General features: G+C 45.9%; 24 protein-coding genes. 7 read left to right on the top strand and 17 right to left on the bottom strand.

Going from position 1 to position 26,802, the window contains the following annotated elements; all coding sequences use genetic code 11:
- Positions 1–20 precede the first annotated feature (20 nt).
- Positions 21–575: a DUF420 domain-containing protein gene (locus ACTRXH_RS01830; protein ID WP_474280322.1), complete on the bottom strand. Its 555-nt coding sequence runs from the start codon at positions 573–575 to the stop codon at positions 21–23.
- 253 nt (positions 576–828) lie between these two features.
- On the opposite strand from ACTRXH_RS01830, the gene ACTRXH_RS01825 reads away from it, so the two are divergent.
- Positions 829–1,728 carry a COX15/CtaA family protein gene (locus ACTRXH_RS01825; RefSeq protein ID WP_474280320.1) on the top strand — a complete coding sequence of 300 codons (900 nt, stop codon included), beginning with the start codon at positions 829–831 and terminating at the stop codon, positions 1,726–1,728.
- Between the two features lie 18 nt (positions 1,729–1,746).
- Here the strand turns inward: ACTRXH_RS01825 and ACTRXH_RS01820 are convergent, their stop codons facing one another.
- The 4 genes from ACTRXH_RS01820 to ACTRXH_RS01805 form a co-directional block, all read right to left on the bottom strand.
- Positions 1,747–2,916 (bottom strand): GNAT family N-acetyltransferase, encoded by a 1,170-nt coding sequence (locus tag ACTRXH_RS01820; protein ID WP_474263825.1) that lies wholly within the window; start codon positions 2,914–2,916, stop codon positions 1,747–1,749.
- 3 nt (positions 2,917–2,919) lie between these two features.
- Positions 2,920–4,347, bottom strand: coding sequence for a cryptochrome/photolyase family protein (locus tag ACTRXH_RS01815; RefSeq protein WP_474280317.1), 1,428 nt, complete (start codon positions 4,345–4,347; stop codon positions 2,920–2,922).
- A gap of 205 nt (positions 4,348–4,552) precedes the next feature.
- Entirely contained in the window at positions 4,553–7,999 is a 3,447-nt protein-coding gene (pyc, locus tag ACTRXH_RS01810) for a pyruvate carboxylase (protein ID WP_474263829.1), read from the bottom strand.
- Positions 8,000–8,291: 292 nt separating this feature from the next.
- A complete protein-coding gene (locus ACTRXH_RS01805; RefSeq protein ID WP_094907905.1) occupies positions 8,292–8,567 on the bottom strand; it encodes an Fpa/YlaN family protein in 276 nt (91 codons plus the stop codon).
- 216 nt (positions 8,568–8,783) lie between these two features.
- Between ACTRXH_RS01805 and ACTRXH_RS01800 the strand changes: the two genes are divergently transcribed.
- Positions 8,784–9,296: a peptidyl-prolyl cis-trans isomerase gene (locus tag ACTRXH_RS01800; RefSeq protein WP_474280315.1), complete on the top strand. Its 513-nt coding sequence runs from the start codon at positions 8,784–8,786 to the stop codon at positions 9,294–9,296.
- A gap of 39 nt (positions 9,297–9,335) precedes the next feature.
- On the opposite strand, the gene ACTRXH_RS01795 is transcribed toward ACTRXH_RS01800, so the two are convergent.
- On the bottom strand, positions 9,336–10,658 hold the full coding sequence (locus tag ACTRXH_RS01795) for a PhoH family protein (RefSeq protein ID WP_022792655.1): 1,323 nt from the start codon (positions 10,656–10,658) through the stop codon (positions 9,336–9,338).
- A gap of 37 nt (positions 10,659–10,695) precedes the next feature.
- Positions 10,696–11,160, bottom strand: a complete 465-nt coding sequence (locus ACTRXH_RS01790; protein WP_462865164.1) for a pyridoxamine 5'-phosphate oxidase family protein — start codon at positions 11,158–11,160, stop codon at positions 10,696–10,698.
- Between the two features lie 185 nt (positions 11,161–11,345).
- On the opposite strand from ACTRXH_RS01790, the gene ACTRXH_RS01785 reads away from it, so the two are divergent.
- A complete protein-coding gene (locus ACTRXH_RS01785) occupies positions 11,346–11,546 on the top strand; it encodes a YlaI family protein (protein ID WP_462865405.1) in 201 nt (66 codons plus the stop codon).
- A 91-nt stretch (positions 11,547–11,637) separates the two neighbouring features.
- Here the strand turns inward: ACTRXH_RS01785 and typA are convergent, their stop codons facing one another.
- On the bottom strand, positions 11,638–13,473 hold the full coding sequence (gene typA, locus ACTRXH_RS01780) for a translational GTPase TypA (protein WP_474277199.1): 1,836 nt from the start codon (positions 13,471–13,473) through the stop codon (positions 11,638–11,640).
- A gap of 309 nt (positions 13,474–13,782) precedes the next feature.
- Between typA and ACTRXH_RS01775 the strand changes: the two genes are divergently transcribed.
- On the top strand, positions 13,783–13,956 hold the full coding sequence (locus ACTRXH_RS01775; RefSeq protein WP_474263837.1) for a DUF5325 family protein: 174 nt from the start codon (positions 13,783–13,785) through the stop codon (positions 13,954–13,956).
- Between the two features lie 20 nt (positions 13,957–13,976).
- Here the strand turns inward: ACTRXH_RS01775 and ACTRXH_RS01770 are convergent, their stop codons facing one another.
- Both ACTRXH_RS01770 and ACTRXH_RS01765 read right to left on the bottom strand, forming a co-directional pair.
- Positions 13,977–14,768 carry an inositol monophosphatase family protein gene (locus ACTRXH_RS01770; RefSeq protein WP_474280313.1) on the bottom strand — a complete coding sequence of 264 codons (792 nt, stop codon included), beginning with the start codon at positions 14,766–14,768 and terminating at the stop codon, positions 13,977–13,979.
- A 128-nt stretch (positions 14,769–14,896) separates the two neighbouring features.
- A complete protein-coding gene (locus ACTRXH_RS01765; protein ID WP_022792649.1) occupies positions 14,897–15,085 on the bottom strand; it encodes a hypothetical protein in 189 nt (62 codons plus the stop codon).
- 371 nt (positions 15,086–15,456) lie between these two features.
- On the opposite strand from ACTRXH_RS01765, the gene ACTRXH_RS01760 reads away from it, so the two are divergent.
- A complete protein-coding gene (locus tag ACTRXH_RS01760; RefSeq protein ID WP_474280311.1) occupies positions 15,457–16,083 on the top strand; it encodes a YktB family protein in 627 nt (208 codons plus the stop codon).
- A 14-nt stretch (positions 16,084–16,097) separates the two neighbouring features.
- On the opposite strand, the gene ACTRXH_RS01755 is transcribed toward ACTRXH_RS01760, so the two are convergent.
- Positions 16,098–16,388, bottom strand: coding sequence for a UPF0223 family protein (locus ACTRXH_RS01755; protein WP_474277193.1), 291 nt, complete (start codon positions 16,386–16,388; stop codon positions 16,098–16,100).
- 122 nt (positions 16,389–16,510) lie between these two features.
- On the opposite strand from ACTRXH_RS01755, the gene ACTRXH_RS01750 reads away from it, so the two are divergent.
- Positions 16,511–17,986, top strand: a complete 1,476-nt coding sequence (locus ACTRXH_RS01750; RefSeq protein WP_474280309.1) for an aminotransferase class I/II-fold pyridoxal phosphate-dependent enzyme — start codon at positions 16,511–16,513, stop codon at positions 17,984–17,986.
- Between the two features lie 30 nt (positions 17,987–18,016).
- On the opposite strand, the gene ACTRXH_RS01745 is transcribed toward ACTRXH_RS01750, so the two are convergent.
- A complete protein-coding gene (locus ACTRXH_RS01745) occupies positions 18,017–18,454 on the bottom strand; it encodes a hypothetical protein (RefSeq protein ID WP_474263847.1) in 438 nt (145 codons plus the stop codon).
- A 117-nt stretch (positions 18,455–18,571) separates the two neighbouring features.
- Positions 18,572–19,381 (bottom strand): polysaccharide deacetylase family protein, encoded by an 810-nt coding sequence (locus ACTRXH_RS01740; RefSeq protein WP_474277699.1) that lies wholly within the window; start codon positions 19,379–19,381, stop codon positions 18,572–18,574.
- A gap of 386 nt (positions 19,382–19,767) precedes the next feature.
- On the opposite strand from ACTRXH_RS01740, the gene ACTRXH_RS01735 reads away from it, so the two are divergent.
- The gene (locus ACTRXH_RS01735) at positions 19,768–21,369 is read left to right on the top strand and encodes a glycine betaine uptake BCCT transporter (protein WP_474277189.1); all 1,602 of its coding nucleotides are present in this window, start codon (positions 19,768–19,770) and stop codon (positions 21,367–21,369) included.
- A gap of 150 nt (positions 21,370–21,519) precedes the next feature.
- Here the strand turns inward: ACTRXH_RS01735 and lpdA are convergent, their stop codons facing one another.
- From lpdA to pdhA, 4 genes are all read right to left on the bottom strand, one after another.
- Entirely contained in the window at positions 21,520–22,935 is a 1,416-nt protein-coding gene (gene lpdA / locus ACTRXH_RS01730) for a dihydrolipoyl dehydrogenase (RefSeq protein ID WP_474277187.1), read from the bottom strand.
- Between the two features lie 3 nt (positions 22,936–22,938).
- Positions 22,939–24,297, bottom strand: coding sequence for a dihydrolipoamide acetyltransferase family protein (locus tag ACTRXH_RS01725; protein ID WP_474263853.1), 1,359 nt, complete (start codon positions 24,295–24,297; stop codon positions 22,939–22,941).
- Between the two features lie 88 nt (positions 24,298–24,385).
- Positions 24,386–25,363 carry an alpha-ketoacid dehydrogenase subunit beta gene (locus ACTRXH_RS01720; protein ID WP_474263855.1) on the bottom strand — a complete coding sequence of 326 codons (978 nt, stop codon included), beginning with the start codon at positions 25,361–25,363 and terminating at the stop codon, positions 24,386–24,388.
- Between the two features lie 3 nt (positions 25,364–25,366).
- Positions 25,367–26,407, bottom strand: a complete 1,041-nt coding sequence (pdhA, locus tag ACTRXH_RS01715) for a pyruvate dehydrogenase (acetyl-transferring) E1 component subunit alpha (protein WP_474263879.1) — start codon at positions 26,405–26,407, stop codon at positions 25,367–25,369.
- Between the last annotated feature and the right edge of the window lie 395 nt (positions 26,408–26,802).

Raw genomic sequence — 26,802 nt, 5'->3', positions numbered from 1 at the left:
CCGCCGGGGCTTTCCTTTTCTTAATAGTACGGAGCGATCATGAAATAAACCACTACACCGGTAATGCTCACATACAGCCAAAGCGGCATCGTCCACCGGGCAATCTTACGGTGCTTCTGCACCTGATACGTAAAGCCTTTTAAAAATGTATAGATTGAAAGCGGCACGATCAATGCTGCCAAAATAATGTGAGAGATCAAAATAAAGTAATACACATATTGAATGATTCCTTCCCCGCCGTAGGACGTGCTCGATGCAAGGCTGTGGTACGCCAGATACGTGACGAGAAAAAGAGCGGTGGTCGAGAATGCCCCGTATATAAACCGGCGGTGCATTTTAATATTTTTTCTTAAAATAAAGTATAAAGCCCCGAGTAAAAATACAGTCGTAAAGCTGTTAAATATTGCATTCATCATCGGCAGAATGGTCAAATCGAAGCCGTTAAATGTCTGCCCGCCGCCTTCTACAAAAATCAAAAACGTGACGAGCCCGTTGATAATTACGCTGAGCAGTATCACGATCCACGTGTGCGTACGATTAGTTCGCTTCTGTTCTTCGGCTTTTAAATGCGACACGTATATTCCTCCTCTTCTCTGGTAGCGGTTATATTATACTAAATCACAGGGCTTTTTGCAGAGCCCTGAATTAACAATCCAGTGAACGTTTTTTCTTTGCCATTGCTGCTTTCACATATTTTTCACATTTCATTATTTGTTCACGGGCGGACCAGTATTAAAAATTGACTTTTTCAGGCTGGAAATCTACGATTAATTATGTAAGAAAAACGTGGAATTTTTAATTGCATTTATATTGAAGGAGTGACTTATTTTGCACTGGGGACTACGCATATTTGGCGTCATTACTTCCATCGGCATGCTTATTGTACTGCTGCAGGGAGCTCTGGTGACTAACACAGGGTCCGGGGAAGGCTGCGGTGCCACCTGGCCGCTTTGCTTTGGGGAAGTAGTACCTTCCAACCCTGCCGTCGCCACTATCATTGAATACAGCCACCGGCTCTGGTCAGGACTGATGGGACTTTTTGTTATTATTCTGGCTATCTGGTCGTCTGTGAAGCTTTCCCACTTACGGGAGACAAAATTTATGGCGCTGATGGCTGTATTGTTTATTATCTTTCAGGGATTAATGGGAGCCGGCGCTGTCATCTGGGGCAACTCGAGTCTCGTGCTCGCGCTTCATTTCGGCATCAGTGCCATTTCGCTTGCCACAGTTATCATGCTCACAATACTGGCATTTGAGAATAACGAGAAGCCATCGCTGCAGCCTAAAGTAACAAAAGGCTACCGCAGTTATCTGATCGCTACTATCGTCTATTCCTACGCCGTCATCTATACCGGCGCCTATGTGAAGCACTCCGGCGGATCAGAGATGGCCGGCTGGATCCATCGCGGCGCTGCTGTCGCTCTCATGATTGTCATCGCAGTTCTGATGATTTGGACGCTGAAACGATTCAGGGCCTACACTTCCCTTGCCGCTATGAGTGTGATGACCTTCGTTTTAATACTCGTTCAGGCAGGCGCAGGTATCGCTCTCCTTTTCGGAGCGCCTCATTTAACATCAGTGCTTATTCACGCGCTGACAATCAGCATTATTTTCACTATTATGACCTATATGCTCGTGATTATTACGAGGCGTCCCGCCCTTTCATCATCAGAGCTTACCAGCACCTCCAATAACATCAAGCAGAAAGAAGCAGGCCTTCATCATTAAAGGACCTGCTTTTTTGCATTAGAAAAAGTCATACATAAATGGAGTGAATCCCGGGAGAACACGGTCAAGCAGCTCCAGCTGCTGTTTATTTCCTTTCACCAGCGACGTGCGCTCAGCTTCACGTACAGTGATATATCCCATAGCAATGGCGGTTAAGGTATTAATGGAAAGTTCGATGCCGGTGCGGTTTGAGAGCACTTCTTTAATTTCTGTCCGGCCCTCTTTCGATTTATACAGCTGCCAGCTCGTATTGTTCCAATCACAGAAGTCATCCTCCACATGCAGCACCAGAGACTCCTCGACCGGCAGATTCAGCGGATACTGATGCAAAAATGGATATACATCGACAATCCTGGCCATAAAGTAGCTTTTTCTCGTTTCTTCAATTTTCGGCTCCGGCAGCAGATAACGGCTGGGATCATCAATAACTGGAGAAATTTTAGCAGTTTCAATCATGGAATCATGATTCGCTAAAAAACGCCACAATTCTCTGCGGGCATCTTCATGCCAGGCCACAAATTCATGCACGGTCAGCTGCTGCTCTTTTACCTCATACAGCACGTACCCGCTGTCAAAACCATTCGCATCAGTGTAAACAGCGGCATTGCCTTTTTTCCGCTGAAGCGTCCGGTTTTTCCACCACTGCTCAGACCGCGCAATCATGCCGGCATATTGTTTCGCCCACTTCTGATAGATATAGTCGAGAATCTGCCAGTCCTGCTGGTAGATTCGGCGAATGCTGCCTTTTTCAGGCTCCCCAGTATCCGGAAGCTCGTTTTTCGTCACTGTCCAGTGCTTGGTGTCACAGAACACCTCCCAGCCGAATTTCCGGTAAAAGGAAGTCGAAAACGGATAAAGCATCGAGATCGGAACCCCCCGGTCCCTCAAATCCACCAGTGCTTCCTTCAGCAATGAACGCACCAGGCTGCCCCGGCGCTTTTCCGGCCATGTTGCCACACCGGAAATTCCTCCCATCGGCATTTTTACATCCCCAAGGTAAACTACCGTGGGAAAAATAGCTACTTTAGAGAGGACCTTGCCCCGTTCGACCGCGACCCAGTTATCCTGGGGAACGATAGTCCGCCGCCTCTCCCGGCGCTGTTCTTCTGTTAAATGAATTTGAAAAGCATATTGGGCAAGATCCAGACTCTGATCAATTTCTGATTTTTTCATACGGCGAATGTCCATGGCTTACTCTCCTTTAAACATTTCAATTGCTTTCTTTCGCTGTACCGAGTGGTCCACCTCAGGCTCCGGGTAGTCCTCTCCAAGGATGCAGCCGTACTCCCGCTGCTGCTTTTCACTCATTTTCCATGGAGTATGAATATATTTTTTTGGAACTGACTGCAGCTCCGGCACATATTCACGAATATAATCGCCCTGCGGGTCAAAACGTTCACTCTGCCTCACTGGAGAAAAGACGCGGAAGTACGGTACCGCATCTGTACCAGTAGACGCAGCCCACTGCCATCCCCCGGCATTGGAAGAAGGATCATAATCAATCAGCCTTTCAGCAAAATACCTTTCCCCTTCTCTCCAGTCGATCAAATAATCCTTAGTTAAAAAGGAAGCAGCAATCATTCTTCCGCGGTTATGCATCCAGCCTATTTCATTTAACTGCCGCATACAGGCGTCTACAATCGGATAGCCGGTACGGCCTTCCTTCCACGTCTGCAGTCTTTTTTTATCATACTCCCACGGCAGATCCCGGTACGCCTCTTTCAGCTCCTTGTTTTTCAGCTCAGGACGCGTGGCGTGAATCATATTGTAATAATCTCTCCAGGCTAGTTCACTGACAAAAGCTTCAGCCCCGGGGTTCCCCTCTTCAAGCTGCTCTGAAAGGGCCTGATAAATCGTCCGAACTGACAGCCGGCCGGTTTTTAAGTAGGCAGAAAGCCGGCTCGTTCCGTCACTCGAAAGGGCATTGTTCGTTTCATGATACTCCGGGGCAATTTCCTCTACAAACGTTTCCAGCCGTTCCCGCCCGTCTTTCTCCGCAGTGCGCTCCCACGTCTTTTTGTTATTGTTCAAATAAGAAGACAGCTTATTATAAGCAGCCTTTTGCGGCAGTTCCAGACGCGCCTGCTTGCTGATAATACGATCGAGTCTGCATTCATACGGCTGTTCTTTTTCAAGCTGGCGCCAGGCACGATAATAAGGAGTATAGACGGAATAGAATCCTCCGTCTTTTTTCTGCACTTCATCGGAGCGATGAAAATGAGCATCTTTATAGACATGTGCTTCTACGTTTTTCTGCTCCATTTCTTTTAATACCTGCTCGTCCCGCCGGGCCGCTTGCGGTGCTTCATCTTCATTAAAAAATAAATGCGCAAGCGCCGGAACTTTTTCTTTTAAGTACGTGAAAGCTTCATTCGCTGGACCGTGCAGAAAATATAATTGTATATGTTGATCATCGCATTCTTTACGAAATTTTTCTAGATTTTGAAAAAAATAATCATGATGAGGGCACGAATATTCATAAAAGTCTGGATCAAGATGAAAAACTAAAAACCACTGCCTGCCTCCTTCGGCTTCCACCCACCGCTGCATTTCATACATTGCCCGGTTATCTGTTAACCTTAAATCCCTTCGCATCCATAAAGCACTTACTTCAGTCATACACTCCGCTCCTTTTACACCCTAATGCTTCCTCTTCAATTCTATACCTTTTTTCCGTTTATTTTACGCTTTTTCCTGAAGAAAACATCCTTTTCGACAGATTTTTCCTTTCAGAAATATCCTCTCAGCGCTGAGAAGAAATCACTTTCGCTTTTTGTATTCATCATAAAAAAAGACCGGCCCGCCGGCCGATCTTTTTTAACTGTTATTCAAATTCGATAAGAAGATCTCCCGATTCAATCGGTTCATTATTTCCTACATACACGCCTTTAATTTTTCCATCAAATGGCGCCTGCACGGTTGTTTCCATCTTCATTGCTTCCGTAATCATGAGCTGGTCGCCTTTAGTCACTTCATCTCCCTCTTTTACAGAGGTTTTCAGCACAGTTCCAGGCATCGTCGCTCCGATTTGGTTAGGATTTGATTTGTCTACTTTCGGACGCACGCTGGCATCCACTTTAGCGTTTTTATCCTTCACAACTACTTCACGGGATTGTCCGTTCAATTCAAAATACACGTTTCTATGACCCGTTTCATCCGGCTCTGATACAGAGATGAGCTTCACGATCAGCGTCTTTCCTTTTTCAATTTCCACTTCCACTGTCTCTCCGAGCTCCAGCCCGTAGAAAAATGTCGGTGTATCCAGCACAGACACATCACTGAAGCTTTGACGGAACTGTTCAAACTCCATGTATACTTTTGGATACATCGCATAGGAAATCATATCATGGCTCGTCACTGGCCGGTCGAGTGTATTAAAGAGCTCTTCTTCAATAGCTTTAAAGTCGACCGGTTCGAGGTTTTCACCCGGACGGTTCGTAATAGGAGTACGGTCCTTCAAAATAATTTTTTGAAGTTTTTCCGGGAAGCCCTGGTGCGGCTGCCCTAAATACCCCTGGAAGAATTCCACTACGGAGTCCGGGAAATCGAGGTTCTGGCCGTTATCGTACACGTCTTCTTCTGTCAGATCGTTTTGAACCATATACAGTGCCATATCCCCGACAATTTTCGACGACGGTGTTACTTTTACAACATCTCCAAACATGTCATTCACACGGCGGTACATTTTTTTCACTTCACGCCAGCGGTCGCCAAGGCCTACCGCTTTAGCCTGCTGCTGCAGATTGCTGTACTGACCGCCTGGCATTTCGTGTTCATATACCTCAGGTGCAGGCGAACGCATACCGCTTTCAAATCCCTGGTAGTATTCACGGGTCGTATCCCAGAAGTCACTGAGCTCCTGCAGGGCGCCAACATCAATCTTCGGCTGGCGCTTATTTCCGGATAGGGCATAGTACAGACCGTCTGCGCTTGGCTGGGAAGTAAGACCTGCCATGGAGCTTTCAGCCACATCCACAATATCCACTCCTGCTTCAACGGCGCGGGCATATGTGAAAATACCATTGCCGCTCGTGTCATGCGTATGCAGGTGAACTGGGATGGAAATCGAATCTTTAAGTTCAGAGACAAGCTGGTACGCGGCTTCCGGCTTTAACAGGCCTGCCATATCCTTGATGCCCAGAATGTGGGCGCCCGCGTTTTCAAGCTCTTTTGCAAGATTCTTATAGTATTTCAGGTCATATTTTTCCCGTTTCGGATCGAGAATATCCCCTGTATAACACATAGCTGCCTCAGCAATTTTGTTTGTCTGGCGCACTTCATCAATCGTAAGCGTCATACCTTTCAGCCAGTTAAGAGAATCAAAGATACGGAATACATCGATACCGGCATGTGCTGATTTATGAACAAATTCTTTAATCAGGTTATCCGGATAGTTTTTGTATCCGACAGCGTTTGACGAACGGAAAAGCATCTGCAGAAGCGTGTTCGGCATACGCTCACGAAGTTCAATCAGCCGGGTCCACGGATCTTCATGCAGAAAACGCATGGCCACATCAAAGGTGGCTCCGCCCCACATCTCCGAGGAGAATAAGTTAGGGAGCATCCGGGAGGTCGGCTCTGCGATACGCTTCAAATCGTCGCTTCGGACCCTGGTAGCAAGCAGCGACTGGTGGGCGTCGCGGAACGTGGTATCGGTCAAAAGCACTTCGTTCTGCTCCTTCACCCAGTTCGCAAGCCCCTCCGGTCCCTGTTCATCGAGAATCTGCTTCGTTCCTCTCGGTATCGGTTTTTTCTTATCGATCTTTGGCACTACCGGCTTGTTGAGCGTTGGCTTTGGTGTATTTTCAAGCCCTGGGTACCCGTTTACAATTGTCTCACCGATAAATGTGAGCATTTTCGTACCCCGGTCCTGACGCACCGGGAATACAAACAGCTCTGGACTCGAATCAATAAAGGAGGTGTCATAGGTCCCGTTAATGAACTTATCGTGCTGGACGACATTTTCCAGAAACGGAATGTTTGTACGAATACCCCGGATCCGGAATTCCCGCAGGTTCCGGAGCATTTTTTCAGAAGCTCCTTCAAACGTACGTGCCCATGTGGATACCTTCACGAGCAGCGAATCGTAATACGGGGAAATGATCGCGCCCTGGAAACCGTTACCAGCGTCCAGTCTCACCCCAAAGCCGCCGCTTGAACGGTAAGCCATGATGCGTCCGGTATCCGGCATGAAATCATTCGCAGGATCCTCCGTGGTCACCCGGGACTGAATAGCATACCCGAACGTTTTAATATCCTTTTGCTCCGGAATATCTATGGAGTCGTCGTGCAGCGTGCCCCCATCAGCAATTTTCAGCTGGGACTGAACGATGTCCACGCCGGTAATCATTTCTGTGATTGTGTGCTCCACCTGAACACGCGGGTTCACTTCAATGAAGAAGAACTCACCCTTATCGTTTACGAGAAACTCTACCGTACCCGCGTTCACATATTCAATATTTTTAGCGAGCTGAACAGCTGCATCGCAAATACGTTCCCGCAGCGACTCATCGAGCGCAATACTCGGTGCTACCTCCACTACCTTCTGGTGACGGCGCTGAATGGAGCAGTCCCGCTCGTATAAATGTATAACGTTTCCTGCTTTATCACCGAGCACCTGTACTTCGATGTGCTTTGGATTTTCCACGAATTTTTCAACGTAAACAATGTCGTTGCCAAAAGCAGATTTTGCTTCGGATTTCGCACGGTCGTAAGCATCCTCCAGGGATTCCGCGTCTCGGACGATACGCATGCCGCGCCCGCCGCCGCCAAGGGAAGCTTTAATCATGATCGGGAAGCCGTGCTTGTCAGTAAAATCTTTTACTTCCTCTACACTGTCTACCGGCCCGTCACTTCCCGGAATAACAGGTAGATCGGCAGCGATAGCTGTTTCTCTTGCTTTAACTTTATCACCGAACATTTCCAGGTGACGGGTCTCAGGCCCAATAAAGGTGATGCCCTCTTCGTCACACCTTCTGGCAAAATCAATATTTTCAGAAAGAAAACCGTAGCCTGGATGTATAGCATCGACACCATTCTCTTTTGCCGTACGGATAATATCTTCAATATCCAGGTATGCATCGATCGGCTTCTGCCCTTCGCCAACTAAGTATGCTTCATCTGCTTTATAACGGTGAAAGGCGCCTACATCTTCATTGGAATAAATAGCCACGGTGCGTATATGTAATTCGGTGCACGCCCGAAATATGCGTATAGCAATTTCACCGCGGTTTGCTACTAATACCTTTTTAATATTCTCTAGACCGTTCATCCTTCTCCTCCTCTTATCTAATGCATCTCCTGCAGGATGTATCTATCTTATCCCGATAGGTTCAATCAGAATTATCTTCAATAACTGATAATTCTAAATATAAATTATCATACGCAAGAACCAGGCCATCTGTCAAAGTAATATTCTCATTTTTTAAAAATTTATGCCTATTTTGATTACGGGAGGCTCCTGCGTAACGTTTCTTTACCCTGTTTTTCATCCGAATAAAACTTTTAATTAAAAATATAGCTGTTTGTAAAAAAACCAAGCTATTCAATTAGAATAGCTTGGCTCATCCACCGACTGTTGCTTCATGAAAAGCAGCAAGTTTCCGTTCGAGTTCAGAAAGAATTTGTTTACCGGTATGTTCGTCGATGAGATTCAAACGAATGGCAAAATCAATTTCTCTTGAAAGGCCAAACATTTGTGTATCAAGCACCTCTTCGTAAAGCGGGCATTGAGGCATTGTCAGGTTGTCCATCTGTACTTCAATAAGTTTTCTAATTTTCTCAGCATCTGCTTTTAATAAAGCATACGCTTTCTCACTATGTTCTGTTGCTGCCCTCATGCTCAAGGCAATCCCTCCTACAAGCTGACTCCTTCTATTCATCTTATCTGTTCATTAAAAAAAAAGCAAGATGGTTTGCGTATAAAATCTTGATTCTTCAGACTATATGCCATAACCTCCGGGGGCAGCAATAGCTTCTGCTTTTTCTCTATTACCCGGTTGTGGTAGCATAAAAACCAGTTCCTATCAGCAGTTATTAAATTGGAGGAGTTCCTCATGAATTTCATTGTAATGATTCAGGGAAATGTTCATTTCCCAATCACTCTCGATCCTACTACCTGGATCTTTGACGACCGTAAAATTGATCTCGATACGTATTTTGATACCGATCCCTCCGCTGACGAACAGCCTTCCACAGAAGCTGATCATACAGCCAGAAGATTTGTCAGAGACCGCGAGGAAGGATCAAACGCTCCCGATCCGGATCCTGGCCGGGGACGCACCAATAAGGTACGCAATAAAAAAGAAGCTATCATTAATGGCTCATTTGGCATCAGGTTTGAGCCGTTTTTGGAGAACGCCGAACCGAAAGAAGATGCCAGCCACGTCGTTGTGGAAACTGAAGCACAAACTCATCTCGTGTCTCTCGAGGAAGCGAAAAATTTTATCGTAGCCTTTTCCCATAAAGGAAGCCCGTTGAAAGAAGACGGACCGGTCCATATTTATTACGGCGACGGATCTAATAAAGCCGATCCTATTCGGCACGTGACAGGATTCCGGGTAAAATAATCAGAAACGACAGCTGGAGCAGCCCCAGCTGTCGTTTCTTTATAATATATCTGCTGCAAGCTGGGCAAGGCCGGAGCGTTCCCCTTTTTCCAGTTTTACATGCCCGCTGATTCCCTGGTTTTTAAACATTTCAACCACATAAGCGAGTCCATTGTTCAGTTCATCAAGATACGGATGGTCGATCTGGGCCGGGTCGCCGAGAAAAACAATTTTACTGCCTTCCCCTACCCTTGTCAGTATCGTTTTCACTTCATGCTTTGTCAGGTTTTGGGCTTCATCAATAATAATATACTGATCCGGAATGCTCCGCCCGCGGATATAAGTTAAAGCTTCCACTTGGATTGACCCCATTCCGGCGAGAATGGAATCGAGCTCTCCGGGCTTCTTGGCATTAAATAAATACTCCAGGTTATCGTAGATAGGCTGCATCCAGGGACGCAGCTTTTCATCCTTTTCTCCCGGTAGATACCCTATATCCTTCCCAAGCGGCACAACAGGCCTTGCCACCAAAAGCTTATGGTAACGCTCCATATCTTCAATCTGCAGCAAACCGGCCGCTAGAGTTAACAGGGTCTTTCCAGTTCCTGCCCGTCCGGTTAACGTCACAAGCGGGATGTCTTCTCTGAGCAGCAGCTCAAGCGCCATCTTCTGTTCGACATTTTTCGGGCGGATGCCCCATACATGGTCGATATCGGAAGTAAATTTGCGAATTCTTTTTCCGGATTCATCAACTTTTGCAAGAGCCGAAGAGCTGCTCAGGGCGTCTCTTAAAATGAGAAATTCATGAGGGCAGAAGCCTTCTTCCGAAACTTCTTCAGAGGCCAGTGAGCCTTCCTCGAAAAAAGCGTCAAGCAGCGGCCTGTCCACCGTCAGCGTCTGATGCCCTTTGTAAATATTGTCATATTGAGTGACACGGTCATTCAGAAAGTCTTCGGCCGTTATGCCGAGTGCATCTGCTTTCACACGCACAAGAGCATCTTTGCTGATAATGACAACATGGTAATCTCCCATCAGCTCGTATTCGTCCTTTAAATTTTGAGCCACTGCCAAAATTCGGTTGTCATTGGTTACCTCGATAAAGGTATCTTTCATGCTTTCATACGAACGGTGATTCAATTCCACACGCAGTGTGCCTCCTGAACCAAGAGGAACTCCTTCATGCAGTCTGCCCTTTCCACGGAAGCGGTCCAAAATTCTTGCTGTTTCTCTCGCATTCCTTCCAAGTTCATCCATTAATCGCTTTTTGGAATCAATTTCTTCTAATACTACAGCTGGAATTACGACATGATGTTCATCAAACTGATAAATTGCCTGGGGATCCTGGAGCAGTACGTTCGTATCTAAAACGTAAATTTTTTTCATATAAGGTGCTTCCCCCTATCTTATCTCTATCGGGATATTATATTCCGTTTATGTTCCTCATAGCTTCAAGTACTTTATTGTCTAATTCTTCCGCCGCTTCCGGGTCATATGTCTTTTCAAACACCGGTCCGCGGAGCATTTTTGATCCATAGAACATTACGTCCTTCACTTCCACAACATCCACTTCTATAAGCGCAAGCGGAAAAGAAATTCCACTTACTTCGGTTGTTAAAATTTTTCCTTTACCTGCAATGGAATACGTAGTGCCTCCGCCGATGACAGTCATTGCCATGCCAGGTGTCTCCCGCAGATTTTTCACAGCAGACGCCCGGGCATCAACAGCAAACCGGAGAATCCTCGGAGAAGCTGCATAAACCCATGAAACAGCGTGAACATCCGGGGTGGAACTTTTTGGTTCGATAGTAGAAACCGTCACATATTGTTCCTGCTTTAATAAATGGACGATCTCTTCGGGTAGTTCGTCAAATACTCGACTAGCCATATGTATCCCCCCTTATATGTATAATAGTACCATTTTGATCAGAAAATTTGTCCATTCTTTTTCGGATTTCTCCGTTTATTTTTTTCTGTTTCATTCATCTAAGGCTCGTTCTGTTCTCAAAGCAGCGCCCGTGTTATACTTGATGCATATCTTTTGGCTGAGCAAAGCAGAGGTGAAACGAAATGATGCGCGTAAAGTGCGTAATCTGCGATGAAATTCATAAATTGGACGATGAAAATCCGGAAGCAAAAAAAATTCGGAACCGGCCGATTCACACGTATATGTGCCCCGAATGCCATGAACGCATTACTAACCGGACGAATGAGCGAAAGGCTACCGGCCATTTCCATCTGTACCGGGATCCGGTGAAAAATAACAACTGGTAATAGCGGCATCATACAGCTCCACCGCTTTTCAATTAAATGTTTTCTAAAATAAAAATTCCGGCTGCAGTAAAAACTGCAGCCGGAATTTTTATTATTTGGAAACGCTCTGGCGTTTTTCTTCGCGCTCGCGCTCGCCTTTTTGGAGAATTTTCTTTCTGAGGCGGATAGAATCCGGAGTAACTTCGCAGTACTCATCTGCGTTTAAATACTCAAGAGCTTCTTCAAGTGTTAGAATCCGTGGTCGTTTCATCGTTACGGTCTGATCTTTGTTAGCTGAACGCACGTTTGTCTGCTGCTTCGCTTTTGTAACGTTTACAGCCAAATCATTTTCCCGGCTGTGCTCGCCGACAATCATGCCTTCGTAAATTTCAGTACCCGGTTCAACAAACATTGTACCGCGGTCTTCAAGCTGCATCATACTGTAAGGAGTCGCTTTTCCATTTTCCATGGAAACGAGCACTCCCTGACGGCGGCCGCCAATCTGTTCTTTAATATACGGACGATATTCTTCAAACGTATGGTTCAGGATGCCGTAACCTTTAGTCTGGGATAGGAATTCGTTCGTATATCCAACCAGACCACGGGATGGAATCATGAAATCGATCCGGACCTGGCCATCGCCTTTATTGACCATGTTTTCCATTTCGCCTTTACGCTCACCGAGAGACTCCATAACCGCTCCGGTATAGTCTTCCGGCACATCAACCTGAAGACGCTCATACGGTTCACAGAGTACACCGTCCACTTCTTTAACGATTACCTGCGGCTTGGATACCTGGAGCTCAAAATCCTCGCGGCGCAGGTTTTCAATTAAGATGGATAAGTGAAGCTCACCGCGTCCGGAAATCAACCATGCGTCCGGGCTGTCCGTCTGCTCGACCCTTAGACTTACGTCGGTTTCGAGCTGCGTAAGCAGCCGCTCTTCAATTTTACGGCTCGTAATTTTAGAGCCTTCGCGTCCGGCAAACGGACTGTTGTTCACAAGAATGGTCATTTGAAGTGTCGGTTCGTCAATACGTAGTACCGGCAGTGCTTCCTGATGATCGACCGGGCATATTGTTTCTCCGACCATGATATCTTCCACTCCGGAAATAGCTACGAGATCTCCTGCCTTGGCTTCGCTGATTTCTTCTTTTTTCAGACCGAAGAAACCAAACATTTTGGAAATCCGGAACTTTTTCACCGTACCGTCAAGCTTGACCAGCGCGGCATGATCACCTGTCCGGAGTGTCCCGCGGAACACTCTTCCTACGCCGATTCTTCCAAGGTAGTCATTATAATCAAGCATCGCTATCTGGAACTGGAACGGCTCATCGCTGTTATCAAAAGGAACCGGCACGTTGTCTGAAATCATGCGGAAAATAACATCCATGTCCTCGTCCTGTTGTTCAGGATCTTCGCTGGCTGTTCCGTTAATAGCAGAAGCATAAACAACTGGAAAATCGATTTGGTCTTCGTTAGCTCCAAGCTCGATAAACAGGTCCAGTACTTCATCCACAACTTCTGACGGACGGGCCATATCGCGGTCGATTTTATTTACTACTACCACCGGGGTTAAGTTCTGCTCCAGTGCTTTTTTCAAAACAAAACGCGTCTGCGGCATGCAGCCCTCGTAGGCGTCTACAACAAGCAGTACTCCGTCCACCATTTTCATGATGCGTTCTACTTCCCCGCCAAAATCCGCGTGGCCGGGAGTATCAAGAATATTGATACGCGTATCATGGTATTTCACCGCTGTGTTTTTGGCCAGAATTGTAATGCCGCGTTCTTTTTCAATATCGTTTGTGTCCATTGCCCGCTCGTCTACCTGTTCATTTTCCCGAAATGTTCCTGATTGACGAAGAAGCTGGTCGACGAGGGTTGTTTTCCCGTGGTCAACGTGGGCAATAATCGCGATATTGCGAATATCTTTGCGTAAAACTGTCACTATAAATCTCTCCTATTCTCTTGCTGCAATCATAACAAACCCTGGCGCTCGACGAGATCGTCTTCCATAAAGCCAGGGTTCTCATTGCCATTTTTATCTGAGTTCCTACCATTTACATTTTACATTGTCAGTATAACATATGACGGGTTTCATTGAAGAAACGCCGACTGGCAAGTTACCATCACAGACACTACTTTCTTCAATATAACATAAACCATTCCTGAATCAAAGCCGGCTGTACTTATTTGAGTTTTCTTTCCAAAGCCGATAAAATAATAACAGTATTATTTTAAAGGAAGAAGGGACTCTATGACAAAACTACAGTGGTTATACCTGCTGCTTGCAGCGTTAGCTATTTTTGGCATCGCCTCTATTGGGATTGCTATAGCCGAAGCTTCCATTATTATTGCTGTTATATCCATCGCTGTAACGTGCTCAGCGTTTTATTTTGCCAGAAAGCTGAAAGCAAATTCTGCATCGTAGCCAAAAATCAGTACGGGGGATCAGCTGTTCAGCATCCCCCGTATTTTTTCCTGCAGACCCGGACGGCCCGCCAGGTACGGGCCTTTTTCAAGCATTGACGGCCGCTGGTTATCGATCGTCGAAATATCCGCCCCGACTTCCCTTAACAACACTTCTGCCCCGGCAAAATCCCACGGTGCAAGCCACAGGTTCACATAGGAATCAAGACGCCCGCATGCTACATAGCAAAGTTCAATTGCAGCAGAGCCATAGGCCCTGGTACTTCTTGATTCATCCACAATATTACGCATCTGTCTGGCATAAGGAATTTTTTCGTTTTTAATCCATCTGGCGTTAATACCTACAATTGATTCATTTAATTCTGCCGGCTTCAGCTTTGGCAGCTTGACATCGTTGCGGTATGCACCTCTTCCTTCCAGTGCGGTAAACCATTCGTCTGCCATGACATCATAGACAATGCCCACTTTGCCGATGCCATTCTCAAAAACAGCCAGGGATACAGCAAAATTAAACTGCTGATGCACAAAATTCGTCGTTCCATCGATTGGATCTATAATCCAGATAATATCATCGGTATCCATAATATCCGCTCCGGCCTCTTCTTCTCCTAAAATACGATGACCAGGGTATTCCTCCATGATCTTTTTTGTTAACAGCCGCTCAATTTTGAAATCCATTTCTGTGACTAAATCATTTGGATTCGATTTTGTTTCTATAATTAAGCTTTCCTCCAGGGAAGCGCGTAGCAGTTCCCCGGCTTCCTGTATCCATTGTACAGCCTTCTGCTGCATTGCTGACCAATTATCTTCCATTATAATCCTCTCCGCTTCTTCCTTATGTATATGAGTTTATGTTCCCTCAATACAGCAAATTTATGCACCAATTTCTTCATAAAAAAGCCCGGACTGCTGTAATGCAGCCCGGACCTTCTTACTTTATATTATACTTCCAGCCGAATCCACTCCTGGCGTAATTGCTCTAAGCGGTATTTGCTGGCATGAATGGATGTTAAATCTTCTTCTGCCATGGCGTCATGAAGGGTTACCAGTTCATAATCAATTTCTAAGCGCAGTACCGGGATTCGTTCTTCTGCATCTCTACGTTTAAACGCCTGAATTACTTGTTCCAAGTTTCCCACACCCCTTAATGGAATAATAATGTTTCGAGCTGAAAGTTAACGACGCTGGCAATTCTTCTCAGAATGTTCAGAAAATATAAGATACAGAACTATCTCTATTGTTCAGAAATTATATTCTGTAACAGTCTCTCCTTACTGTGTTTCCTGTGTATCTAACGATATACTGGCAACGCTTGAGTAATCGTTATTCTTTAAGGATTATTGGAATTATAAAACCTTTTTACCGGAAACGCAAGAAAAACACACAAAAATTTTCAGTATTTTTAAATAATTGCGTTTTCTCCATGATTCAATTGGTTGCCGGAGGCCCGGATTTTCAGTATGCTTGATGACAGACCAATTGAAAAAGGAGCAGTCATTACATGAGCAGACAGCATTTCACCAAAAATGATTTTACTATTATGCAGGCAGAAGGTCTTGAAAACCGCATGACTCAAATTCGGAACGACATTCAACCAGTTTTTTCCCGCCTGGCAGAACCGCTGGCTGAAGATCTTTCCGCAGATACGGGCGAAGAATTGTTTACTCATATTGCAAAACATGCCAGACGTTCTGTTCATCCTCCGGAAAGCACCTGGTTCGGTATTGCCCCGGATAAAAGAGGCTACAAAAAGCATCCTCATTTCCAGGTCGGACTTTTTGATGACCATTTATTCGCCTGGCTGACTCACATGTACGAAGTACCGGAAAAAGCGGATATCGGGGAAAAGTATCTCGACCGCCTCTCTCAGCTTACTTCCCTTCCGGACGACTATAAAATTTCTCCGGACCATACGAAACCAGACGCATTTTTTATTCATGAAAATAAGGATAAGGTCATTCACACCCTTGAGCGTGTAAGGGATGTAAAAAAAGCAGAACTTCTGATTGGCCGTCAGTTTGATGCAGAAAAGGCTGCTTTCTGGAACGAAGATGAAACGTACGATTATATTTATAGTACATTCAGGGAACTCCTTCCTTTATATCAGCTGTCATTGCAGACAGTATAAAAATGCCGGACGCTCTATTCTGAGCGCCCGGTCATATTAATTTTTTCTCCTGCTTCTGCTTTTTTTGCCGCCTGCACCGTTTTCCAGCAATTCACTTCAGCATCCTCATCAAACTGTCGGAACATCTGCTTTTCCTCGCTTTTACTCGGCACGATTTCTTTAAATTTCCCATACAGTCCTAAAATATCCTCCCGGGGCACAGCTTTACCGTGTGCTGTTTCAATCACTTGAAAAAACGTGGTCACATCGATAATTTCCTGTGTAGTCCACTCCATGGAGATGGGTATATTAACATTTTCTTTCATCGCTGCTTCCCCCTTCGGTAATATTCTAGCAAATCCCGGCCGGAACGTCTCACAAAGTTATTTATTGACGACAGGAAATCTGCTATAATTTGAATGTTTTTGAACGCATTGGAGGGACACATATGAACAGACAGCAGCTTACTCCGATATTCACTAAATTAAAAGAGCATATCCAGGCGCAGCCCGTGCCTTTCCACATCCCCGGGCACAAAAACGGCACTGGAATGGATGAAGAGTTTCGTGAATTTATCGGCAGTAATATATTAAATATGGACTTAATTAATATCGAACCGCTTGATGATCTGCATCACCCTTCCGGCGTTATTGATGAAGCACAGAAGCTTGCCGCAGAAGCCTTCGGTGCCGACTATACCTTTTTTTCTGTTCAGGGAACAAGCGGTGCCATTATGACGATGATCTTATCTGTTTGTGCTCCGGGAGACAAAATTCTCGTTCCGAGAAATGTGCACAAATCGATTATGAATGCGATCATTTTTTCAGGAGCCGTCCCGGTATTTATGTATCCGGCGCTCGATGAAGAGTTCGGTATTTCGCACGGTATTACACCTTTAACAGCACAGCATGCTCTCGACAGGCATCCTGATGCGAAAGCCCTGCTTGTAATTAACCCGACATATTTCGGTTTTTCCTCCGACCTGGGTGCCATTGCAGAAACCGCTCACCAGTACGATGTACCAGTCCTGGTCGATGAAGCTCACGGAGTGCACATTCATTTCCACGAAAGCCTTCCTCCTTCAGCCATGGAGGCGGGTGCTGACATGGCTGCTACAAGCGTGCATAAGCTCGGGGGATCAATGACCCAGAGCTCTGTATTAAATGTCCAGGGCCCCCGGGTTTCCATTGCTCACGTTCAGGCGGTCTTCAGCATGCTGACTACAACATCTACGTCGTATCCACTTCTGGCCTCGCTCGACACTGCACGCAGACAGCTTGCATTAAAGGGACACAGGCTGATAGAAAATACGCTTGAACTCGCTGAAGAAGCCAGAGCCTCTATTAATTCCATTAACGGCCTCTACTGTGCGGGCGCTGAAATGCTTGAACAGAACACTGTCACCGCCCTGGATCCGACAAAGCTGTTAATTTCTGTTCAACAGCTTGGCATCAATGGCTATGAAGCTGAAAAATGGCTGCGAAAGCATTATCGTATTGAAGTAGAGCTCTCTGATTTGTATAACATTCTATGCATTATCAGCTTTGGCGATACAAAAAAAGAAGCATCGCTTCTTGTACAGGCAATGAAGGATCTCGCCCGGGAGTATTATGCTCCTGAGTCCTACACGGCTCCGGCAGTATTAAAGCTTCCGTCTATCCCGACACTATCCATTGCTCCCCGTGATGCATTCTACGCCGAAAAAGAGACAATTGCACTTTCAGAAAGCGCCGGCCGGATTATCGCAGAATTTATTATGATCTACCCGCCGGGCATCCCGGTCCTTCTTCCAGGCGAAATTATTACCCAGGAAAATTTAACGTACATTCAGGCTAACGCAGCAGCAGGCCTCCCAGTCCAGGGTCCCGAAGACCCTTCTCTTCAAACTGTACGTGTCATCCAGGAGCAAAAGCCGATTCAATAAAAAAAGCAGCCGCGGCTGCTTTTTTTGCTTTTACATATAATGGGGCAGCTTGGCATTAATGAAAGACATAATTTCTTCGAGAAGCCATACTTCTTCTTTTTCCAGCTCTTTCATCTCTGCCTCTCTTGAAACAATAATTCCCCCGGCAAATACTTCATTATCATAAAACGGAAGCATCCAGTGATACATTCCTTCTTCCCTGCAGCAAAACACTGTTCTTTCTATATCTGCCAGAAGCAAAAGACCGTTTTGAATATCCATTTCTTTCGTAAATACCGGATGCACGTCTCCGTCCTGCCATTCAAAATGCGTCCATTTATTAACGTACAGCGAAATCAGGTCTTTATGCGGCCAGTATTTTTGAAATGCATTCATAACATCATGCAGGAAGCCTTCAGGCGTTATGGAATAATCATGGGCAAGACCTACGTGCAGCCTTATTTCATCATATAGTGCAGAATGGTCCATAGATGTTCCCCCTTCGTGTGAATCCTATTCATTTTTAATCAATATAGCATTAATATGGTGCCCATTAAAAATTTTCAACAAAATTCGACATAAAAAGCTTTAATATCAAGCATTTTTCTACTCTTTTTCTATATATTGGGGGTCAATAAAGGAATAGCCTTTTTCATTAAATCCTTCAATAATTGGACCGATCGCTTCTTTCGTCCATTCCCTGTCATGCATAAGAATATTTGCACCATCCGTTAATAGTTCCGTATTCAGCGTAATATCCGTGAGCGCTTCTGCTTCCTGGTATTCTGCTTCAAAATCGTACCCATACGTCCAATTCATTTTTATCATGCCATGTTCTTTGGCATATTCATCACTAAATGAAGTGTTCTGTCCAAACGGGGCACGGAAAAATGCCGGTGTTTCCCCGGTTATTTCTCTTACAAGTTGATCGGTTTCTTTTAATTCTTCAAGCTGCTCCTTTTCTGATAAATCCGGAAGTGAAGCATGGGTAGTCGTGTGATTACCTATCGAAAACCCCATGTCGTGTATTTTTTTCAGGGCATTTCTGCCTTCTTCATCTTTCAGAAACATACCATTTACAAAAAAGATGGCAGGCACCTCATTTTCCGCTAAAATATCCGCGATTTTTACAGCATTTCCATCCGGAGCATCATCAAATGTGAGAAGAACTTCATTGCCTTCGCTTTCTTCTGCCTGGATTGTCCAATTTGCTTCATTAACTTTATAGATCAGTTCTTCCTCCTTTGAGACTGAGTCTTCTTGCTGCTCCTTCTCCCCTTTTTTTTCCTTATTCTGATCCCCTGTTTCCTCATGAGCAGCAGTATTTGCTTTTTCCTTTTTTTCTGCATCTGCATTGTCTTCTCCTGCATTCGAACAGCCTGCAAGAAGTACGGCCAGCGATGATAATATCAGCATTTTTTTCAACCCCGAGTCCCCCTGTTTAATTATTCCCTTTTATATTTTAGCAAAGTTTCTGCAAAGTCAGGGCTAAAAGTCTAAAAAATTTCTATAAAATGTTAATAATAACGTTTGTATAGAAATATTAACGCTGCTTATTACCCGTAGGTATTTTTTAACAATTATATATGAAGCCTTCTGGGTTTGGGGGCCTAGGTTTAGGGTATAGATTATTCATGCGTCCTGGTTGCGTATGAAGTTATGAGTGTTATAATAATCATCGTTGTCATTTATTAAATAGGTATGTACCTGCTTACTGGAATTGCAACTATCCCCTCTTTTGCTGAGTACCGCTGCCTAAAAATCGAATACCCCGCTAAAAGAAAGGTGGAATGTAAAAAGTCATGAGAAAATTAACAAGCGTCTTTTTTGTGACCCTGATAGCGGCGCTTGCGGTAATCATCTGGGGTGTTGTCACGCCAGGAAATTTAAATACAGTGACCGGTGAGATCCAGGGATGGATTGTTACTAATCTCGGATGGTTTTATCTAATTTCCGCAACGTTTTTCGTTATCTTTTGTATTTACTTAGTGTTTAGTCCATACGGGAAAATTCGTTTGGGAAAACCAGACGAACGACCGGAGTACAGTTACTTAACATGGTTTGCGTTTCTATTTACAGCCGGTATGGGGATCGGCCTGGTATACTGGGGCGTTGCTGAGCCGCTTTATCACTATTACGGAGGACCTGAAGCAGAACCTCAATCTTCCGCTGCAGCTGCAGACTCTATCCGTCTTTCGTTTTTCCATTGGGGGCTTCACCCGTGGGCTATTTATTCAGTTGTAGCACTCGCACTTGCCTATTTCCAGTTCCGGCATAACGCCCCGGGCATTATCAGCTCGGCTTTCCGCCCGCTCCTCGGCGATCGTGTGGACGGATCGATGGGTACTTTAATTAACTTTATTGCTGTGTTCGCTACCATTTTTGGCGTCGCCCAGTCTCTTGGCTTTGGCGCCACCCAGGTAAACGGAGGGCTCAGCTATATTTTCGCATCCATTAATAATGACCTGCCGACACAGCTGATTATTATTCTTATCTTTACCATTCTCTACCTTGCCTCGGCTACTACCGGCTTAAACAAAGGTATCCGCTATTTAAGCTGGGCAAACATTGCGCTGGCTGCAGTACTTATGCTGTTTGTCCTTTTCGCCGGACCGACGACAAGCATTTTAAACTCTTTCACAAACGGTATTGGAGCCTATATGGAGAACCTGCCGGCTCAGAGCTTTACCACGTATGAATATACTGGAGACCGGGCTTGGCTTGACGCCTGGACAGTATTCTACTGGGCCTGGTGGATTGCATGGGCGCCGTTTGTCGGCACCTTTATTGCCCGCGTATCCCGCGGAAGGACAATCCGTGAATTTATCACTGGTGTTCTGCTCGTGCCATCGATCTTTTCGTTTGTATGGTTCGCCGTTTTTGCGACAACTGGTATTGCTGAAGACAATGCCCAAAACGGCGGCCTGTACGAGTTAATGACGAGCCAGAGTGATGAGATTGCTCTGTTCGGCCTGCTTGACACCCTTCCTTTCGGAGCGATCACAGGTGTTATAGCATTACTTTTGATCATGAGCTTTTTCATTACTTCCGCAGACTCGGCAACATTTGTTCTTGGGATGCAAACGACAAACGGAAGCCTGAACCCGCCGGTTTCCATTAAATTCATCTGGGGACTTGTTATTTCTGGTTCTGCAGCGATGCTGCTCGCATCCGGAGGTATTGAGGGCATACAGATTGTTATGACTATTGCGGCCCTGCCATTTACTATTATCATGATCTTAATGTGTGTATCCTTGTTAAAAGCTCTCCAAACCGACCGCACTATTCTTAATAAAGAACGCAAGCTGCGCCAGGATGATGAAACAGGACTTTCCCGTCGCGAACGCGAACAGCTTCGCAAAGAACAGGAAGAGCTTCAAAAAGACCTGACTGGCAAAGAGTAGCTTGTAAACGAAATAAGAAAACCCCGGCCAGAGCGCCGGGGTTTTTATTATACTAAGAAGGCATGAAATATTCTGCTTCCGCGAGCAGCTGCTCTTCTACTATACACAAGAAGGCCACGGCTGTGATAAGCCGCGGCCTTCTTAATTTTATTACGTAATGTGAATTGGCATGCCAAGTGCTGCTTCTGCCGTTTCCATCGTAATCTCACCTAACGTTGGGTGAGCATGAACGGTCATCGCCACATCTTCTGCCGTCATACCTGCTTCAATTGCCAGGCCTGCTTCTGCAATCATGTCAGAAGCGTTAGGACCAACGATTTGTGCCCCGATGACTAATCCATCATCCTTGCGCGTAATGAGCTTCATGAAGCCTTCAGAGACGTCCAGAGACAATGCCCGTCCGTTTGCCTGGAACGGAAACTTCGCGGATTTTACGTCAAAGCCTGCTTCCTTCGCGTCTTCTTCAGTGTATCCAACGCTTGCAAGCTCCGGATCCGAGAAGACAACCATCGGCATACCGAGATAATCGACTGCTGCTGCTTCTCCGGCAATAGCTTCTGCAGCTACTTTCGCTTCGTAGGAAGCTTTATGAGCAAGCGGCAGGCCAGGTACGATGTCACCAATTGCGTAGATGTTATCTACACTGGTACGGGACTGCTCGTCCACCTGGATAAGACCACGTTCGCCGATTTCCACGCCGATTTGCTCAAGTCCCAGTTCTTCTGTATTTGGACGGCGTCCTACAGCAACCAATACATATTCTGCTTCAAACGTTTTTTCTTCGCCTTTTACTTCAGCTGTAAGAGTTACGCTGTCCTCTGATTCCTCAACGCCCTGGGCAAATGCTTCTGTTTGAATATCAACGCCCTGTGCTTTTAATTTCTTCTGCACCGGCTGAGTCATCTGCTTTTCAAAGCCCTGGGAAAGAATACGATTCTCGCCTTCAAGCACCGTCACCTCTGTACCAAGGTTTGCATACGCTCCAGCCATCTCGATACCGATATAGCCGCCGCCGACCACAATCATGCTTTTCGGAATTTCTTCAAGATTTAAGCCGCCAGTAGAATCAAGTACACGTTTTCCGAACGGAAGCGGCTTGAGTTCCACCGGACGGGACCCCGTAGCAATGATGCAGTTATTAAATTTATACGTTTGGGAACTGTATTCATCCGTGGAAACTTTTACCTGATCCTTGTCGGAGAAGTAAGCTTCCCCTTTTACGATATTTACCTTGTTTGCTTTTAGAAGGGATTCAACGCCGCCAGTAAGCTTTTCAACGACGCTGCCTTTCCACTCCTGTACCTTTGTGAAATCCACATCGGCACCTTTAGAGGTAATACCCATGTTTTCCGCGCCTTCATTGGCTTCGTGAAAACGGTGGCCCGCCTGGATTAATGCTTTGGACGGTACGCAGCCTACGTTCAAGCAGACTCCGCCCAGATTTCCTTTTTCTACGATAGTTACCTTTTGTCCAAGCTGGGCCGCACGGATGGCCGCGACATAGCCACCCGGACCGGCACCTACAACTAGCGTGTCAATTTCTTCTGCAAAATCTCCTACTACCATGAATTATCCCTCCATTGAGATTAGTTCTGGTTCATTTAACAAGCGTTTGATGTGATTCAATGCGTGCTGTGCTGTCATGCCATCGATTAGGCGGTGGTCATAGCTTAATGAAAGAGCAAGCATTGGCGCAGCAACAATTTCACCGTCGCGCACTACCGCTTTTTCTTCAATACGGCCAATACCAAGAATCGCTACTTCCGGATGATTAATAACCGGAGTAAAGAAAGCACCTTTTGCAGATCCAAGGTTCGAAATCGTAGCAGAGCCTCCGCTCATTTCAGCCGAGGAAAGCTTTCCGTCTCTTGCTTTTGTAGCAAGTTCGTTGATTTCGTCAGCCAGTGTAAAGATTGGCTTGCGATCTGTGTCCTTCACAACCGGTACGACAAGTCCCTGCTCTGTATCAGCTGCAATACCGATATTGAAGTAATGCTTATACACGATTTCAGAAGCTTCATCATCGATAGAAGCGTTCAATACAGGGAACTTACGGATTGCGGAAGTCAGAGCTTTTACTACGTACGGCAGGTACGTAAGCTTGATATCCTGCTCTGCTGCCATCGGCTTGAATTTTTTACGGTGGTCAACCAGCGCACTGACGTCCACTTCGTCCATATGAGTAACGTGTGGAGCCGTCTGTTTTGATTGTACCATTTTTTGAGCGATAGCTTTACGGATACCTTTAAGCGGCACGCGTTCTTCCATAGCGCCCTGATCCTGGGAAGGTGCTGCTGCGCTCGCTGCTGTTTTGCTTTCTTCAGCGCCGGAAGCAGCTTCTGTTGTTTCTTCTTCAGCTGACTGATCGCCGCTCAGGAATGCATCGATATCTTCACGGAGAATACGGCCGTTTTTGCCTGTTCCTTTGACTTTTTGAATCGTTACGTCATTTTCACGCGCATATTTGCGCACAGACGGCATGGCGATAACGCGTGCGTTTTCATCTACATCTGCTTCTCCTGACGTACTGGCACTCTCGCCGCCTGCTGGTGTCGGACTTTCTTTTTCTGCTTCTGTGGAAGCCGGCTGAGCATCATTCTGCTCCTGCTCGTCTCTTTCTGATTTACCTTCGGAACTTTCATCGCCGGAAGCATCTTCCGCGGAATCATCTGAAGAGGACTCCTCTCCGCTGCCATCATCGATAGTGAGAATCACTTCACCGACGGTGGTTGTTGTTCCTTCATCCACTTTAAGCTCTAAAACTTTTCCGTCTACAGGGGAAGGAATTTCCACAACTGCTTTATCGTTTTGTACTTCGCAGAGTACGTCGTCTTCTTTGATTTCATCGCCGGGCTTAACCTGCCATGAAACGATCTCGCCTTCGTGAATTCCCTCACCAATATCGGGAAGTTTAAATTCATAAGCCAAAACAAATGCCTCCTTTAGTTTACATTCGATATTACGCGTAGCAAACAGGTTGATTTCAGCCATCAACCTGTTGCAGTCATTTACAAATTTAGAAGTTGAGTACTGCTTTCGCCTTTTCGATCACGTCATTTTCATTTGGCAGCCATACGTCTTCAGCCGCTGCAAATGGGAAAACAGTGTCAGGAGCTGCTACACGAAGTACCGGTGCCTCAAGGTGCAGAATTGCGCGCTCATTAAGGTCAGCCATAACGTTGGAGCCGACACCTGCCTGTCTTTGTGCTTCCTGCACCATAACAGCACGATTAGTCTTTTTCACGGATTCAACAATGGTGTCCATGTCAATCGGGCTTACAGTACGCAGGTCGATTACTTCTGCTTCGTATCCTTCCTCTGCAAGCTGATCAGCTGCTTTCAGGCATGTGTGCACCATAGCGCCGTAAGCAATCAGAGTAACGTCTTTTCCTTCACGCTTCACATCCGCTTTGCCGATTTCCACTGTGTATTCCTCTTCCGGCACTTCTTCCCGGAAAGAACGGTACAGCTTCATGTGCTCGAGATAAAAGACCGGGTCATTGCTGCGGATAGCAGAAATCAGCAGGCCTTTTGCATCGTAAGGAGTCGATGGAATAACAACTGAGATACCCGGGGATTGTGCAATCAGGCCTTCCAGGCTGTCAGCGTGCAGCTCCGGAGTCTTCACTCCGCCGCCGTAAGGTGTACGGATAGTTACCGGCGCACCGTATTTACCGCCTGTGCGGTAGCGCAGACGTGCGATCTGGCCGACAACTTCGTCCATTGTTTCAAATACAAAGCCGAAAAACTGGATTTCCATTACCGGACGGAAGCCAGTAACAGCCAAACCGAGCGTTAAGCCCCCGATACCAGATTCTGCGAGCGGAGTATCAAATACACGCTCTTCACCAAACTCATCCTGCAGGCCTTCCGTAGCACGGAATACACCGCCGTTCTGGCCTACGTCTTCCCCATAGACGAGGACGTTCTCGTCATTTTTCAGTTCCGTACGCATTGCATCTGTAATTGCTTGAATCATCGTCATTTGCGCCATGGCTTACTTCGACTCCTTCTCTCTGTATTCTTCGAGCTGTTCCTGCAGGTTTTGCGGAAGCTTTTCATACATAATTTCGATTAAATCGGAGGCTTTTTGTTTCGGTGTATCGTCCGCCTGTTTAATCGCTTCTTTAATATCGGCTTTCGCCTGATCTACCACTTCGTTTTCTTTATCTTCATTCCAAAGGTCTTTATCCTCAAGAAACTTCCGGAAACGAATAAGCGGGTCTTTCTTTTCCCATTCGTTATCGAGTTCTTCTGTGCGGTAACGGGTCGGATCGTCACCAGCCATTGTATGCGGGCCGTAACGGTAACACACGGACTCAATCAGGGTAGGTTCTCCGTTTAAGGCATTCTTACGGGCTGTTTCCGTGACAGAGTACATGGCAAGGATGTCCATGCCGTCAACCTGCACGCCGTGAATCCCAGCAGCTACCGCTTTTTGAGCAATCGTTTTAGCTGCGGACTGTTCTTCTACCGGCACGCTGATGGCAAACTGGTTGTTCTGCACAACAAAGATAGCCGGAGCTTCATAGGCACCTGCGAAGTTCATACCTTCGTAGAAGTCGCCCTGGGAAGCGCCGCCGTCCCCAGTATAAGTAATAGCAACATTATCCTGATGACGGCGCTTTAAACCAAGCGCGACGCCTGCTGCCTGTACAATCTGAGCCCCGATAATAATTTGAGGGGGGAGAATGTTTACGCCTTCCGGAATCTGACCGCCATGGAAATGGCCGCGGGAATAAAGGAACGCCTGATATAATGGAAGGCCGTGCCATACTACCTGTGGTACATCCCGGTAGCCCGGAAGAATCCAGTCTTCTTTTTCCAGTGCATAGTGGGAGCCGATCATGGAAGCTTCCTGTCCTGCTACTGGCGCGTAGAAGCCGAGCCGTCCCTGACGGTTCAGGGAAATGGCGCGCTGGTCCCAGATGCGCGTATAGACCATGCGGTGCATGATTTCCTGAAGCTGCTCATCGGAAAGGTCAGGCATTGCGTCCTTGTTAACTACCTCTCCGTTTTCATTTAAAATTTGAAACATTTCAAAGTGACTTTCGACTTGTTCAATCGTTTTTGTCGCCACAAATGTTCACCTCTTCCTCTCTTCTTAAAATACACCGGCTGTATCCAGTAGTTGTGTTTTATCTGTTCTTCAATTATCGCCCGAATTTCACAATCTGCTGCTAGAGTATTTTCCGCGTGCGGATTTAAGACCACATCATCTTTTAATACCCTTCACAAGCTTAATGTAATCAAGGATAATTTTAACAAAGAACAAATAAGTAACTGTTTCAGTTTATTATATCATTTCAATGAAACAATACTTTTCAATAGTTAGAATATACCAAACGAAAAAGATACGTCAATCCTTTTTGTTCAAAGGATTATCCTGCCATTTGACTCCTTCTATTATTTGTAAATAAGCAAATCTGTTAT

This window comes from Marinococcus sp. LNHM5E3-2.1, from assembly GCF_056034365.1.
The sequence above is the reverse complement of the archived record's forward strand: the minus strand, read 5'-3'. Positions and strand labels throughout refer to the sequence as shown.